At 69.4% G+C, this 13,202-nt stretch carries 16 protein-coding genes and 2 tRNA genes; 8 read left to right on the top strand and 10 right to left on the bottom strand.

The window, feature by feature from the left end; genetic code table 11:
- Positions 1-136 precede the first annotated feature (136 nt).
- Positions 137-1,033, top strand: coding sequence for an AraC family transcriptional regulator (locus P7A99_RS14900; RefSeq protein ID WP_277794594.1), 897 nt, complete (start codon positions 137-139; stop codon positions 1,031-1,033).
- Positions 1,034-1,256: 223 nt separating this feature from the next.
- On the opposite strand, the gene P7A99_RS14895 is transcribed toward P7A99_RS14900, so the two are convergent.
- Entirely contained in the window at positions 1,257-3,029 is a 1,773-nt protein-coding gene (locus tag P7A99_RS14895; protein ID WP_431307677.1) for a sensor histidine kinase, read from the bottom strand.
- 189 nt (positions 3,030-3,218) lie between these two features.
- Here P7A99_RS14895 and P7A99_RS14890 point away from each other — a divergent pair, with 189 nt between their 5' ends.
- Both P7A99_RS14890 and P7A99_RS14885 read left to right on the top strand, forming a co-directional pair.
- A complete protein-coding gene (locus tag P7A99_RS14890) occupies positions 3,219-4,067 on the top strand; it encodes a sensor histidine kinase (RefSeq protein WP_277794593.1) in 849 nt (282 codons plus the stop codon).
- A 54-nt stretch (positions 4,068-4,121) separates the two neighbouring features.
- Entirely contained in the window at positions 4,122-4,553 is a 432-nt protein-coding gene (locus P7A99_RS14885) for a SufE family protein (protein ID WP_277794592.1), read from the top strand.
- Here P7A99_RS14885 and P7A99_RS14880 read toward each other — a convergent pair.
- The gene (locus tag P7A99_RS14880; protein ID WP_165799372.1) at positions 4,550-4,711 is read right to left on the bottom strand and encodes a hypothetical protein; all 162 of its coding nucleotides are present in this window, start codon (positions 4,709-4,711) and stop codon (positions 4,550-4,552) included. The genes P7A99_RS14885 and P7A99_RS14880 overlap by 4 nt on opposite strands.
- A gap of 77 nt (positions 4,712-4,788) precedes the next feature.
- Between P7A99_RS14880 and P7A99_RS14875 the strand changes: the two genes are divergently transcribed.
- From P7A99_RS14875 to P7A99_RS14865, 3 genes are all read left to right on the top strand, one after another.
- Entirely contained in the window at positions 4,789-5,742 is a 954-nt protein-coding gene (locus tag P7A99_RS14875) for a rhodanese-related sulfurtransferase (RefSeq protein ID WP_277794619.1), read from the top strand.
- A 66-nt stretch (positions 5,743-5,808) separates the two neighbouring features.
- On the top strand, positions 5,809-6,165 hold the full coding sequence (locus tag P7A99_RS14870) for a hypothetical protein (protein ID WP_277794591.1): 357 nt from the start codon (positions 5,809-5,811) through the stop codon (positions 6,163-6,165).
- A 75-nt stretch (positions 6,166-6,240) separates the two neighbouring features.
- A complete protein-coding gene (locus P7A99_RS14865) occupies positions 6,241-6,693 on the top strand; it encodes a PA2169 family four-helix-bundle protein (RefSeq protein ID WP_277794590.1) in 453 nt (150 codons plus the stop codon).
- Positions 6,694-6,767: 74 nt separating this feature from the next.
- Here P7A99_RS14865 and P7A99_RS14860 read toward each other — a convergent pair whose 3' ends face one another.
- Together P7A99_RS14860 and P7A99_RS14855 are read right to left on the bottom strand one after the other, a co-directional pair.
- On the bottom strand, positions 6,768-7,469 hold the full coding sequence (locus P7A99_RS14860; RefSeq protein ID WP_277794589.1) for a DUF6456 domain-containing protein: 702 nt from the start codon (positions 7,467-7,469) through the stop codon (positions 6,768-6,770).
- Positions 7,466-7,867: a helix-turn-helix domain-containing protein gene (locus P7A99_RS14855; protein WP_277794588.1), complete on the bottom strand. Its 402-nt coding sequence runs from the start codon at positions 7,865-7,867 to the stop codon at positions 7,466-7,468. The genes P7A99_RS14860 and P7A99_RS14855 overlap by 4 nt, the downstream gene beginning before the upstream one ends.
- A 222-nt stretch (positions 7,868-8,089) precedes the next feature.
- Here P7A99_RS14855 and P7A99_RS14850 point away from each other — a divergent pair, with 222 nt between their 5' ends.
- Positions 8,090-8,746, top strand: a complete 657-nt coding sequence (locus P7A99_RS14850; protein ID WP_277794587.1) for a hypothetical protein — start codon at positions 8,090-8,092, stop codon at positions 8,744-8,746.
- Between the two features lie 10 nt (positions 8,747-8,756).
- Here P7A99_RS14850 and P7A99_RS14845 read toward each other — a convergent pair whose 3' ends face one another.
- The 4 genes from P7A99_RS14845 to P7A99_RS14830 all read right to left on the bottom strand — a co-directional run bounded on the left by P7A99_RS14845 (position 8,757) and on the right by P7A99_RS14830 (position 11,630).
- Complete coding sequence (locus tag P7A99_RS14845) at positions 8,757-9,494, bottom strand: YceI family protein (RefSeq protein WP_277794586.1); 738 nt, start codon at positions 9,492-9,494, stop codon at positions 8,757-8,759.
- Between the two features lie 80 nt (positions 9,495-9,574).
- Positions 9,575-11,329 carry a DUF885 domain-containing protein gene (locus P7A99_RS14840; protein WP_277794585.1) on the bottom strand — a complete coding sequence of 585 codons (1,755 nt, stop codon included), beginning with the start codon at positions 11,327-11,329 and terminating at the stop codon, positions 9,575-9,577.
- Between the two features lie 105 nt (positions 11,330-11,434).
- Positions 11,435-11,509: transfer RNA gene (locus P7A99_RS14835), tRNA-Gly, on the bottom strand.
- A 46-nt stretch (positions 11,510-11,555) separates the two neighbouring features.
- Positions 11,556-11,630: transfer RNA gene (locus tag P7A99_RS14830), tRNA-Gly, on the bottom strand.
- A 170-nt stretch (positions 11,631-11,800) separates the two neighbouring features.
- On the opposite strand from P7A99_RS14830, the gene P7A99_RS14825 reads away from it, so the two are divergent.
- Positions 11,801-12,655, top strand: coding sequence for an SDR family oxidoreductase (locus P7A99_RS14825; protein WP_277794584.1), 855 nt, complete (start codon positions 11,801-11,803; stop codon positions 12,653-12,655).
- On the opposite strand, the gene P7A99_RS14820 is transcribed toward P7A99_RS14825, so the two are convergent.
- Both P7A99_RS14820 and P7A99_RS14815 read right to left on the bottom strand, forming a co-directional pair.
- Positions 12,652-12,909 carry a type II toxin-antitoxin system RelE/ParE family toxin gene (locus P7A99_RS14820; protein WP_277794583.1) on the bottom strand — a complete coding sequence of 86 codons (258 nt, stop codon included), beginning with the start codon at positions 12,907-12,909 and terminating at the stop codon, positions 12,652-12,654. The two genes, P7A99_RS14825 and P7A99_RS14820, sit on opposite strands and share 4 nt — an antisense overlap.
- Positions 12,910-12,926: 17 nt before the next feature.
- On the bottom strand, positions 12,927-13,190 hold the full coding sequence (locus tag P7A99_RS14815) for a CopG family ribbon-helix-helix protein (protein WP_277794582.1): 264 nt from the start codon (positions 13,188-13,190) through the stop codon (positions 12,927-12,929).
- Positions 13,191-13,202: the final 12 nt, after the last annotated feature.

Here is a 13,202-nt window from a genome sequence, read left to right as displayed (position 1 = left end):
AGCTCCTTCTGAGGAGCTTGCAGCATGGGCCCGGGTTGAGCGGAGGGCGTAGACGGATGCCGCCAGCCTCTTGCACGATCCTGCCATCGCGGCGATCGTGGTTGCTCGGCCAAGCCTTCAACGGTTGAATGTCGTCATGAACAAGTTGCCCGAACTCGTCGCCATGGTCCGCGGCCACCTGGGAACGGACTCGACGGACGGCGTCGGTCCGCTGGTCGCGCCGGGCCTGCACCTGATCGCCAGCACGACCGTCACCGAGGCCCAGCAGCTGGTCTATGAGCCTATGCTGTGCCTGATCCTCGACGGGTCCAAGACCACGACCCTGGGGGCCGAGAGCTATCCGTATCGCGCTGGCGAATATCTGGTGGTGTCGGCCGACCTGCCGGTCAGCGGGCGGGTGATCGCCGCGCCTTACCTGGCCGTGGGGATCCCGCTGGACCCGGCCATGATCGCCGATCTGCTGGTCGAGGCGGGAGAGGCCGTGCCCGAGATCACCCCGACCCGGGCCCTGGCGGTCAGCCGGATGGATGACGAGCTGATCGAGACGGTGATGCGGCTGGTGCGCCTGCTGGACCGTCCGCGCGAGGCGGCGGTGCTGGGGCCGATGGTGCGACGCGAGTTGATGTGGCGCCTGCTGAACGGCGAGCGAGGCGGCATGATGCGCCAGATCGCCTCGTCGGGCGGCCGCCCGGACCAGGTGCGCCGGGCCATCCGCTGGCTGCGCGCGCATTATGCCGAGCCGATGCGGATCGAGGCGCTGGCGCAGGTGGCGGGCATGAGCGAGACCTCGCTGCACCGGCACTTCAAGGCGGTGACGGCCATGAGCCCGCTGCAGTACCAGAAGCAGATCCGCCTGCAGGAGGCGCGCAACCTCCTGATGGTGCAGGGCCGCGACGTGGCCGGCGTGGGCTTCTCCGTCGGCTACGACAGCCCCTCGCAGTTCAGCAGGGAATATGCGCGCCTCTACGGCCGCCCGCCGGGCCGCGACATGGCGCGCTTGCGGGCCGATCCGTCGCTCAGCGTGGCGGTGTAGGGCCCAGAAGGATCTCCAACCAACTCCGCAAAGGAACCTCTCCCTGTGGGGGAGGCGTCACCAAAGACCCTCCCCCAGAAGGGGGAGGTGGCCCGGAGGGCCGGAGGGGGAAGTGTCTGATGAGCCTGAGCCAAGCGCCGGCGTGGGCAATCCCTTCCCCCTCAGTCGCTTCGCGACAGCTCCCCCTTCAGGGGGAGCGTCTTTGGGAGGGCCGAAGCGCGCCTCAGCGCGGCGGGGCGAAGCGGATGACGTTCTCGCCCAGGAAGGGCTCTTCGGACGCTTCCGGAGACGGCGCGAACAGCGGCTCCATGGCGTCGGCCGTAGCCGTGGGGCTTTCGGGTTGTTCCGGCGCCTTGGGGGCGGCCAGCAGGATGGGCATGCGCACCGAGACGCTGGTGCCCGCGCCCAGGCGGCTTTCGACGTGCATCTCGCCGCCATGCAGCTGGGCGAAGGCCCGCACCAGCGACAGGCCAAGGCCAGTGCCCTTGGCGCGCTGGTCGACGCCGCCGGCCTGCTCGTAGGGGCGGCCCAGACGTTCGAGGTCTTCCGGGCTGATGCCGACGCCGGTGTCGGCCACCACGATTTCCAGCATGCCGTCGTGGCCGTCGGCCGTGACCGTCACCTGGCCCCCTCTGGGCGTGAACTTGAGCGCGTTCGAAACCAGGTTCAGCACGATCTGCTTGAGCGCCCGGCGGTCGGCGTCGACGTCCAGTTCGCCCGGCGGCAGCACGCCGCGCAGCTGCACGCCGACGCTGTCGGCCTGCACGCGTAGCAGGCGCATGGCGGCGTTGACGGCCTCGCGGGCGTCGAACTCGCCGCGCGACAGCTCGAAGCGCTCGGCCTCGATCTTCGACATGTCGAGCACGTCGTTGATCAGGTCCAAGAGGTGGCGGCCGCTCTCGTGGATCAGTTCGGCATATTCGCCATAGCGATCGGTCAGGGGGCCGAACATGCGGGCGCGCATGATGTCGGAGAAGCCCATGATGGCGTTCAGCGGCGTGCGCAGCTCGTGGCTCATATTGGCCAGGAAGCGGGCGCGGCCCGAGGCCAGGTTCTCGGCGTCGGCGCGGGCCTGGTCCAGCTGCTGCAGGTGGCGGGTCTCGGCGGTGACGTCGCGCAGCACGCCCACCAGCATGCCGGGGCCGACGCGGCGCAGGGTCAGCGACAGGGTCTTTTCCGGGGCCTCGGCGGCCGGGAAGGTCAGCACGGCCTGATGCTCGCGCAGGGCCTGGCCCAGGGCGAAGTCGACGCGGGCGCGCTCGCCGGCCACGGCGGCCTGCGACAGGCCGTCGATCATGATCTTGTCGAGGGCGGCCCCTTCGGGCGGCACGCCGCGCACGGTGCGCACCCGGCCCTGAAGGGTGACGACGAAGGCCAGGAACGGCAGGCCGTCCAGCAGGGTGGAGAGGGCGGTCAGCTCCGACAGATTGCGCACGTCGCGCTCGCCGGCCCGGCGGTGGGTCAGCATCAGGCCGGCGGCGAGGCCAAGGCCGGTGGTGGCGACGGCCAGAAAGCCGAGGATGAAGGCGGTGGGGCCGGTGGGCGGCGGCGGGGCCAGGCCCGACAGCTGGGTCAGGGCGGCCATGGCGCCGCCGATCAGGGCCAGGGCCGCGCCCTCGGCCAGGCGGCGCGGGGCCGCCAGGGTCGAGGCGGCGGCCACGGGCGCCAGGCACCAGGCGCTCATGGCGCCCGAGACGCCGCCGGTCAGGGCGGCGGCCAGCGCGCCGCCGGCGGCCCAGCCGACCAGCAGAATCGACTGGGTGCGCTCGTCCTCGCTGTCGCCCAGCAGCAGGGCGGCGATGGCGGGCAGGGCGCCGGCCAGCAGGGCCGTCCAGATCGGCCAGCCCGTCGAGCCCGGGGTGAAGGCCACCGCTCCGCCGGCCAGCAGGGCCGCGGCCAGCCAGCCCAGACGCCAGGCGCGCGCGGTCTCGCCCGCGCCGAGCGCGGGGCGTAGAGCGGCTTCATCCTGCCGGGGCTGCACCGGGTCGATGTTCAAGTTGGCGGGTCCGCCTCAAAAGGTTCGTTATTGGTGAATCCTAACCCCGCTTCGCCCGATCTCCCAAGCGCGCACAATTGTGGGGCGACCAGCCGAATCCAGCTTCTTGTGGACGGAAACGGTTTCGTAAGCGGGTTGGTTCAGGGTGGCACAGAATGCCTTTACGGACAGAAGGTCCGGGAGTCCCCTATGTCACAGACGGCGTCCGCGGACGCTTCGTTCCCAGCCGAAGAGCTCGCCGAAAGCGGGGTCGAGGTTGATTCGCGCGGCGTGCAGCGGCCCTCCGAAGGCCCCACCGCGACGTTTCGCCGCGCCGCGGCCCGCGCACGCCGCAAGGCCGCGCTCGACGATCAGAAGCGTTCCTTCCTGCGCATGGTCAGCCACGAGCTGCGCACGCCCCTGAACGCGGTCATCGGTTTCTCTGAGATTCTGGCCAGCGAGCTCTACGGTCCGCTCGGCTCGCCGCAGTACAAAGAGTACGCCAAGCTGGTGCACGAGAGCGGCCTCAAGCTGCTGAAACTCGTCAATCAGATCGTCGAGATCGCCCGCCTGGAAGGCCACGTCACCGACCTGGACGTCGCCGCCGAGCCGCTGGACGAGGCCGTCGAGGACGTGATGGCCCAGCTGCGGGCCGAGTGCGAGGCGCGGGGCGTGGCGCTCAGCGCGCCCGATCTCGTCGGCATGCCCGGCGTGCTGGCCGACCGTCGGGGCCTGCGCACCATCCTCTCCAACCTGATGCAGAACGCCGTCGCCCACTCGCCGCGCGACGGGGTGGTGACCATCGAGACCGAGCGAGTCGCCGGCGGCATGGTCGAGATTTCGATCCGCGACCAGGGCGAGGGGGTCGACGCCGCCGACCTGCCGCGCCTTCTGCGCCCGTTCGAGCAGGGCGGGGCGTCGCTGACGCGGACCGGCGAGGGGGTGGGTCTTGGCCTGCCGATCGTCGACCTGCTGACGCGGGCGATGAATGGTTCTCTGCGTCTGAAGTCGGCGCCGGGGCAGGGGCTGACCGCGATCGTGAGCCTGCCCGGCGCCTGACGGCTTGCCCTTGATGGCTTGCATCGGGGGCGCGGCCCGCCTAGATGCCGCGCCATGAGCACCAGCCCCATCGACGCCGCCCTCAACGACCTCGCCGACGAGTTCGAAATGCTCGGCGACTGGGAAGAGCGCTATCGCTACGTGATCGAGCTGGGCAAGGACCTCGAGCCGCTGACGGCCGAGGAGCACTCCGAAGAGAACAAGGTGCGCGGCTGCGCCAGCCAGGTGTGGCTGGTCACCGAGCCGCAGGGCGACGGAAGCGTGCGCTTCCGCGGCGACAGCGACGCCCACATCGTCAGCGGGCTGATCGCCGTGGTGTTGCGGCTCTATTCGGGCGCCCAGGCCAGGGACATCGCCGCCTTCGACGCCTCGGCGGCCATGGCGCGCCTGGGGCTGTCGGAAGCGCTGTCGTCGCAGCGCTCCAACGGCCTCAAGTCGATGGTCGCCCGCATCCAGCGCGATGCGGCGGCTCTGGCGGGGGCCTAGAAGAACCCCGCCCTGTTGCCGATGAACACGATGGCCACGACGATCAGCAGAAGCTGGATCAGCCAGTTCACGGGCGAGGGGATCGGCGAGCGCTGGACGGCGTAGAGGGCCAGGCCAAGCAGCACGAGGGCGATGATGACTGTGATCAGGATGCTCATGGCCCGGTAACCCGCGTTATGCGCGCTTGGTTCCGGCCGTGCTTGAGCAGACCCGTCCGATCTTCTATGGCCCGCCCATGACCTCGACCTGGCGCATCGCCGCCCTCTACCGCTTCGCGACCTTCGACGACCCGGAAGCCATCCAGGCCGATCTCGCCAAGCTGTGCTGCGGCCTGAAGGTCAAGGGCACGCTGCTGCTGGCCCGCGAGGGGATCAACGGCACCATCGCCGGGACGCCAGCAGCGATCGACGCGGTGATCGCCCATATCCGCACCCTGCCAGGCTGCGAGACCTTGGAGCTGAAGTTCGCCGACGCCGACCATGCGCCGTTCCACCGGCTGAAGGTCAAGGTGAAGTCCGAGATCGTCACGCTTGGCGAGCCAGACCTCGATCCGGCCCACAATCACGGCGTCCACGTCGATCCGGCCGACTGGAACGCCCTGATCGCGCGAGACGACGTGATCGTCATCGACACCCGCAACGGCTACGAGGTCGATTGCGGCACCTTCGAGGGGGCGATCGATCCCAAGACGCCCAGCTTCGCCGACTTCCCCGCCTGGTTCGACGCCTTCCGCCAGACCTGGGACCCGGCCGCGCCGGCCCCGAAGGTGGCGATGTTCTGCACCGGCGGCATCCGCTGCGAGAAGTCCACGGCCTTGCTGAAGGCGCGCGGCGTCGAGGAGGTGTTCCATCTCAAGGGCGGGATCCTGAACTATCTGGAGACCGTGCCGCAGGACGAAAGCCTGTGGCGCGGCGAGTGCTTCGTGTTCGACGAGCGGGTCGCGGTCGGTCATGGCCTGTCGCAGGGCACGCACGCCCTTTGCCGGGGCTGCCGGATGCCGGTGTCCGAGGCCGACAGGGCCTCGTCGCTGTATGTCGAGGGCGTGGCCTGCCCGCGTTGCCATGACAGCCGCACCGACGACCAGAAGGCCCGATATGCCGAGCGCCAGCGCCAGGCTGCGCGGGCCCTGGAGCTTGGCATCGACCACGTGGGCGCGAGCCTGCCGCCGAAGTCCCCGCGCGAGGCCTGACGGATCGCCCTCGCCCGCACGGCGTTATCTGTCCCGACCCCTTCCAAGGACATGGAGACAGACGCCATGGTCGCCTATGACCCCACGCTGAACACCGGCCAGACCAACGGGGCCGGCCCGGCCCGCGCCCGCCAGAGCCTGATCGACACCCTGTCGGACAAGGTCTCTAACTTCCTCGACCACCAGTCCAGGCCGGCCGATCCGCAGGCCCCGATCGCCGACTACGCCGTTGGTGGAGCGGCGAAGCGGCCGCTGACCATCGCCGGCCGCGAGGTTCACATCGGCGGCCGCACCGTGCCGGTGGCCGTCGCAGTGCTGGGAGGGGCGGTGCTGGCCGGCCTGCTGATCAACAAGCGCACCCGCGGTGCGGCGATCACCGCCGCCGGCGCCGCCTGGACCTTCCTGCAATCGAAGAAACCGTAAGGCGCAGCTTCGAACCTTTCCCGGAGGGGCCGCGTTGCTGCGGTCCCTCCATTCGAAAGCTCAGGGAGCCCCAGCATGGCCCATACGAACGAAGACCACATCAAGCTCGTCAATGGCCTGGTCGAGATCACCATCGACAGCGCCGACGGCTACGAGGAAGCCGCCAAGGACGCGCAGAGCAGCCGCTTCAAGACCCTGTTCCAGTCGCGCGCCCAGGAGCGCCGCGCCATCGTTTCCGACCTCCAGGCCGAGGTCCGTCGCCTGGGCGGCACGCCTGACGACGACGGCAGCATTCTGGCCGCCGCCCACCGCGTGTTCCTGAATGTCCGCGACGCCCTGACCAAGGGCGACGAGGCGGTGGTCAAGACCGTCGAGGACGGCGAGGACCACATCAAGGCCAAGTACGAGAAGGCCCTGGGCGACGTCGACATCCAGCCGGAGACCCGCCGGGCCATCGAGGAGGCCTACGCCAAGGTCAAGGCCGGCCACGACCAGATGCGCGACATCAAGCACATGCTGGCCTCGTAAGGGCCGGCATCGTCGTCATCCCGGCCCGGCGCCGAGCCGAGGCCGGGATGACGGTGAGAGACAGACGGGACGGTTCACGCCATTCCGTAATGCGCCGCCAGGCGCTGCAGGGCCGCCTTGAGGGCGGCCTTGCCCGTTCTGGGCTTCAGTCCCAGGGCGATTTCGGCGCCTTGCAGCGATGCGCCCGTGACGCAGATCAAAGTGATGATCGGCATGCCGTCGGGGCCGACCGCCTCTATTGCCCGGCCCAGGCGCTGGCGGGCGGCGTGGGCGCGCTCCATGGGTTCCAGCCGGGAGACGCCGCCGGAGCGGGGCGTGGGATCCCAGCGCATGGTCAGGCGTCCGACAACGCCCGAAGCGTGGGCGTCGGCCGACAGCTTCTCGCCGGCGGCGTGCTCGGCGGGCGTGATGTGCCTGCGCCGCAGCAGCCACTCCAGCGGCGCCTCGCCGAGATTGGCGCGATGCGTGACGGCGCGGCCGCCGGGTTCGACCACGGTCTTCTCGCCCTCGATGAAACCCGGGCGGCCCGGCGGCGGGGAAGGGGCCTGGGGCGACAATCGCCAGCCGCCGTCGCCGCGCGGCAGCAGCCGGGCGGCCAGCTTGCGGAAGGCGGCTTCGTCGATGACCAGCATCGGGCGGCGACCGCGGGCGAAGCGCACGGCGTAGGCCGCCCCCTTGGCCTCGAGCACCGAGCCGGCCCTGGCCAGCAGACGAGCGGCGCGGTCGGCCAGATGCTCGGCCTCCAGGTCGCGTTCGAAGATGGCGGCGGCGCTCATCGCCCAAGCCCCGCGCGCTGGAATTCGATGCCGGCGAGATCGGGGATGGTTTCGGGCGCCTGGCGCACGCAGGCTTCCAGCGCGGCCATCCGGGCGTCGAACACTCGGTCCTCGCGCAAATCCTCGATGCGGTGGCAGGCGTGGGCGCAGGTGGTGCGATCACGCCCGAAGGCGAAGGCCACGCGGGTCAGCGGCCAGTGGAAGATTACGTGCGCCAGGTAGATCGCGATCTGCCGGGCGCGAGCGGCAGACTTGTGGGTGCGCTTGTCCGAGGTGATATCGACCGGCGCGACGCCGGTGGCCAGGGCCACGGCGTGGGTGACAAAAGCCGCGGCGAGCCGGTCGCGACGCGGATCGGGCGAGATCGCCCAGGCTTCCTCCAGGATTTGAGCGAGCATGATGGTCCCTCAAGAGCGGCGCCCCCATGACGCCCATGAGCATCAGCCTAGGCTGATATTCCGCACGTAGGATAACTTTCCTATGGCTCGCGTCCAGCGGGAATTTAAACCTTTGATTGTATTGGCTTGACTGGTCGCCTATCCTCTTCGGCGGACGGGGATGGCGGCTTCGGCGCGGATTTTCAGCGTGTACGAGCCCTTCCTGTGTCCCTGGGGGGAAGCATGAAGACTTTTATCGGTGCGACCGCGCTCGCGGCTGCGCTCGTATCCACGAGTGTGTGGGCCGACACCTGCAATGGCGGCGGCGGCTTGGTGAGGATGACCGCGGACTCGGAGTTGCGGGTCGATCTCGTCCGGGACGCCGAGGGCGCCCTGGTCGCCCACATCGGTTGGGACACGCTGGGGCCGACCGGCGCTAATCCGGCGCTGTATTTCATGGCCAGCTTGCGGCCGACCTCCGAGCGGAGCTCAAGGCTGAGCCGCTTGAGTGTTGGCGTACGCAGTTCGGTCCGGTCGCCAGGAGGCGAGACGCCGACGGAGCTGCTTGTCTTCTTCGATGGCGTCGAGGTTGCGAGGCAGCCCTATCCTCAGGTCGAGCCTTCGCGGTTCGGTGGTGAGGCCTATCGCTACGAAACCGTCACCGCCGCCGGGCGAGGCGGCGAGCGGCCCGAATTGCTGGACCGCTTCATGCGCAGCCGCGAAATCGTGTCCGAGGCCCGCACCGCTGATGGCGAGGTGGTGGCGCGGGCGAGGACGGCGCTGCCCGGTCTCGAAGGTTGGGAACGCGCACAGGCGCAGGCCTTTGCCGCGGCGACGAAGCAAAGCCGCTCTCCCTACGAATGCCCTCCGCCGCCGATCGCGATCCCCGCCCCGCAGTAAGCGGCCAGCTCTAGGGCTGGCCGGGCGCCGGACCGGCGTTGGCGGCCGGCGGGTTGGGTTTGGTGAGTTCGGCCTCGATGGCCACCTGCACCTCGTCGCCCACGCCCATGGTCGAGCCGGGCTGGGGCACGCCATAGGCGACGCCGAAGTCCGAGCGCTTGAAGCTGCCGGTCAGCGAGAAGCCGATGCGGGCGTTGGGGTCCATCGGCGGGTAGCCGGTGTAGGCGCCGTTGAACCTGGCCTTCAGGGTCACAGGCTTGGTCACGCCGTGCAGAGTCAGGTCGCCTGTGACGTCGGCGGTGTCGTCGCCGGTCTTGGCGACCTTGGTCGAGCGGAAAGTGATGGCCGGGTACTTGGCCGCGTCCAGCCATTGGGCGCCCAGAAGCTCCTCTGTGAAGCCCGGGGGCGGGGCGGGCAGCAGCAGCGAGGCGGTCTTGATACTGGCCTCAATGTGCGCGCTCTCAGGCGCCTTCGGGTCGAGGGTCAGCTTGGCGTCGAAATCGGAAAAGCGCGCCGTGTACCAGGAAAAGCCCAGGTGATTGACCTTGAAGCTGAGGTCGGCGTGGGTCTTGTCGAGGGTGTAGTCGCCGGCCGGCAGGTCGGCGGGCGGCTTGGCCGGCGCAGCGGCCGTGGCCGTTTCGCCGGCGGGCTTGGCCGGGGCCTCGGTCTTGGCGGCCTTCTGGTCGGAGCAGGCCGACAGGGCCAGCAGCAGGGCGCCGCCGATAGCGAGCTTCGAGGCGTAGGACATGAAACCTCCCTTTTATTCAGGCGGGAGGTTCGGCCCGGGGCGATGATGGGGTCAACCCCGGGACGTGGTGCAGCTTGGAGTTATTTTCGCGCGGCGATCCAGGCGTCGGTGCGCGCCTCCAGCACCGCCAGGGGCGTGGAGCCGCCCAGCAGCACCAGATCGTGGAAGGCCCGCTCGTCGAACTTCGGGCCAAGGGCCGTTTCGGCGCGCTTGCGCAGCTCCAGGATCTTCAGCTCGCCGATCTTGTAGGACAGGGCCTGCCCCGGCCAGGAGACATAGCGCTTCAGCTCGACCTCGATATTGGTCGATGACAGGGCGCTGTTCTCGGTAAAGCAGGCTCGGGCCTGCTCCAGGCTCCAGCCCTTCCAGTGCATGCCGGTGTCGGCCACCAGGCGGCAGGCGCGCCACATCTCGTAGGAGAGGCGGCCGAACAGCTCGTAGGGGTCGCGATAGATGCCCATCTCCTCGCCCAGCCACTCCGAATATAGGCCCCAGCCTTCGCCGAAGGCGCTGAAATAGAGGTTCTTGCGGAACTCGGGGCCGGCCTGCTCCTGGGCCAGCGAGGTCTGGACGTGGTGGCCAGGCGCGCCCTCGTGCAGCACCAGGGCCGGCAGCTCGTAGAGCCCGCGCTGGTCGAGGTCGGAAGTGTTGATCATCAGCCCGCCGGCGCGGCCTGTCTTCGGGTCGCCGCCGAAATAGCGGCCGGTGGTGTAGCCCTTCTCGATGCTGGCCGGCACGGGCCGCACGCCGTAGGTCAGGCGCGGCAGGGTCCCAAAGTGGGCCGGCAGCTGGTCGTCGGCGCGCTTGGCGATCTCGCTGGCCTTCTCCAGCAGCTGCTGGCGGCTGGTGGCGTAGAAGCGCGGATCGGTGCGCAGGAAGGTCAGGAAGGCCGGCAGGTCGCCCTTGAAGCCGGCCTCTTTCATCACCGTCTCCATCCGGGCGCGGATACGGCGCACCTCGGCCTGGCCGATCTCGTGCACCTGGTCGGGAGTCATGTCGGTGGTGGTGTAGCGCTTGACCAGGAAGGCGTAGTAGCGCTTGCCGTCGGGCAGGTCGCCGGCCGCCAGGCTCCTGGCCGACTTGGGCAGGTACTCGTCCTGCATGAAGGCCACGAAGCTGGCGCGGGCCGGGGCGACCTTGGCCTTCAGCACCGCCTCGCCCTCGGCGATCAGGGCCGCCTTGCGATCGGCCGGCACGCTGGCGGGCAGGGCGCGCAACGGGGCCAGCAGCGGATCCTCGGCCGGCGGCGTGGCGGCCGTGCGCTGGGCGCGCTCCAGCACCGACTGGGCGGTCATGCGGGTGTGAACGAAGCCGGTGGCGATCCCGCGCCGGGCCTCGGCGATGTTGGCGGCGTACCAGTCGGGCGCCTGGGCCAGCAGGGCGATCCATTTCCTGGCCTCGTCCTCGCTCTTCAGGCGGGCGCTGCTGGCGCGGTAGAGCAGGGCGACGTCGAAGCCGCCGTCGCTGCTGAACGGCATGCGGCTTTCGTCGAACGACAGGCCGGTGAGCTTGTCGTCCAGGCTCCAGTCCAGGATCTGGCGGGTCAGCTTCTCGTCTTCGGAGAGGGCCGAGGCGTCGACCTGCGCCAGCAGGGCCTTGGCCTTCTCGTACTTGGCCTTGCGGTCGGCGTCGGCCTTGGGGCCGACCGGCGGCAGGCGCCAGCGGGCGGCGTCGGAACCGCTTTCCTCGTCGTCGATGGCCGACACCGACTCGTAGGCCTTCACGGCCTGCGTCAGCTGGGCCGAGGCCGCGGCGGGGGCGGCGTGCGCGCCGCTCGCCAGCAGCACGGCCGACAGGGCCGCGCCGGCGGCGAGGTGGAGAAGATGATGACGCATGAACGCTCCCCGGAATGAACCGACGGGAGGTTAGAACAGGATTTGCCGCCGGGCCAAACGGCCCCGCTTCGCATCCGGATCAGAATGTGGGGAAGAGGAAGAAAATGGAGCGGGCGAAGAGATTCGAACTCTCGACATCCACCTTGGCAAGGTGGCGCTCTACCACTGAGCTACGCCCGCGCACCGATTTTCTTGTCTCGTCCATCCGTCTCCGCAAGGGAGGGAATGGAGCGGGCGAAGAGATTCGAACTCTCGACATCCACCTTGGCAAGGTGGCGCTCTACCACTGAGCTACGCCCGCATCGAAGAGGCTGAAAACAGCGCCCCGCGACGAGGAGGCGGCTTATGGCAGAGCGTTCCGCGCTTGGCAAGCACTGTCGCGCAACTTCATTGGGGATGAATGCCGCACTTGCGGAAAGGCCCGTTTCGACGGCTCATTGATCCCTTGGATTTGAGGGCGGGGCTCTGGGTTTGCGTCTGTTCGTGTTCGGATTGGGCTATGTCGGCGCCGCCTTCGCCGAATCTCTGGCTGCGCGCGGCTGGTCGGTCAGCGCCACGGGGCGTTCGCCCGAGGCGCGGGCCGCCGTCGAGGCGCTGGGCTTTTCCGCCGTCGATCCCGACGACAAGGCCGCCATGGTCGAAGCGATGCGCGGGGTGAACGCGGTGCTGGTCACCTCGCCCCCCACTGGCGAGGGCTGTCCGGCCCTGGAGGCGGTGATTCCCGCCCTGGCCGCCGCTGAGGCCTTCCCCGACTGGATCGGCTATCTGTCGACCACCGGCGTCTATGGCGACTTTGACGGCGGCTGGGTGTTCGAATCTAGCCCGCTGAAGGCCCAGTCGGTCGAGGGCGCGCGCCGGGTCGGGGCCGAACGCGACTGGCGCCAGGTCTGCCGGGGCATGGGCCTGACCGTCGCCACCTTCCGCCTGCCGGGCATCTACGGCCCCGGCCGCAGCGCCTTCGACCGCCTGAAGGCCGGCGAGGGCCGCCGAATCGTCAAGCCGGGCCAGGTGTTCAGCCGCATCCATCGCGACGACATCGTCTCGGGCCTGCTGGCCTCGCTGGAGCGGCCCCGCGCCGGGGCGGTCTACAATCTGTGCGACGACGAGCCGGCTCCGCCGCAGGACGTCATGGAGCACGCCGCCCGCCTGCTGGGCGTTCCAGCGCCGCCGGACCTGCCGTTCAACGCCCTGGGCCTGTCGCCCGCCACCCGCCGCTTCTACGCCGAGAACAAGCGCGTCTCGAACGCCTTGGCCAAGGCCGAGCTGGGCTGGCGGCCGAAGTATCCGACCTATCGCGAGGGGCTGGCGGCGATTCTGGAGGGCTAGAAGCTGTCGGGCCAGCGTTGGGCGCCGTGCATAACGCGCAGGATTTCGATCCGGTCTTTCGAAACGCGATAGGCAATGATGAAGGGTGTCCTGGGGACGACCATTTCGCGTGTCCCCGGGCGGCGCCCGGTGCGGCCTTGATCCGGGAAGGCGACAAGGCCGGTCGCGCTCTCAAGAACTCGCACGACCTGGGTCGCGGCAGCCTTGGGCCTGTCGGCGGTGATCCAAGCCTGTGCTGAACGAAGGTCGCGCAACGCAGGCGCGGTCCAGACTAACCGCACTTCGGCATGGGCTTTTCGTCGGGGCCGCCCCATGAGGCGATCCACTCGACCACGGCGTCATGCTCGGCGAATTCACCGGCGTCAGCCGCACGAATCCCCTCGTCGATCGCCGCCGCCTGCCAATCACGAACAGCGATGAATTCGCGCACGGCCTGTTCGACCACCCAGGCCTTTGACTGGTCCATGGCCTGGGCGATTTCCGCGACCTGATCGTCGAGGTCCGGTTCGAGGTCTATCGTGAACGGCTTGGTCATGCGCTTCCGGTT

This window comes from Caulobacter endophyticus (genome assembly GCF_029543245.1).
Lineage (GTDB): Bacteria > Pseudomonadota > Alphaproteobacteria > Caulobacterales > Caulobacteraceae > Caulobacter > Caulobacter endophyticus_A.
The sequence above is the reverse complement of the archived record's forward strand: the minus strand, read 5'-3'. Positions and strand labels throughout refer to the sequence as shown.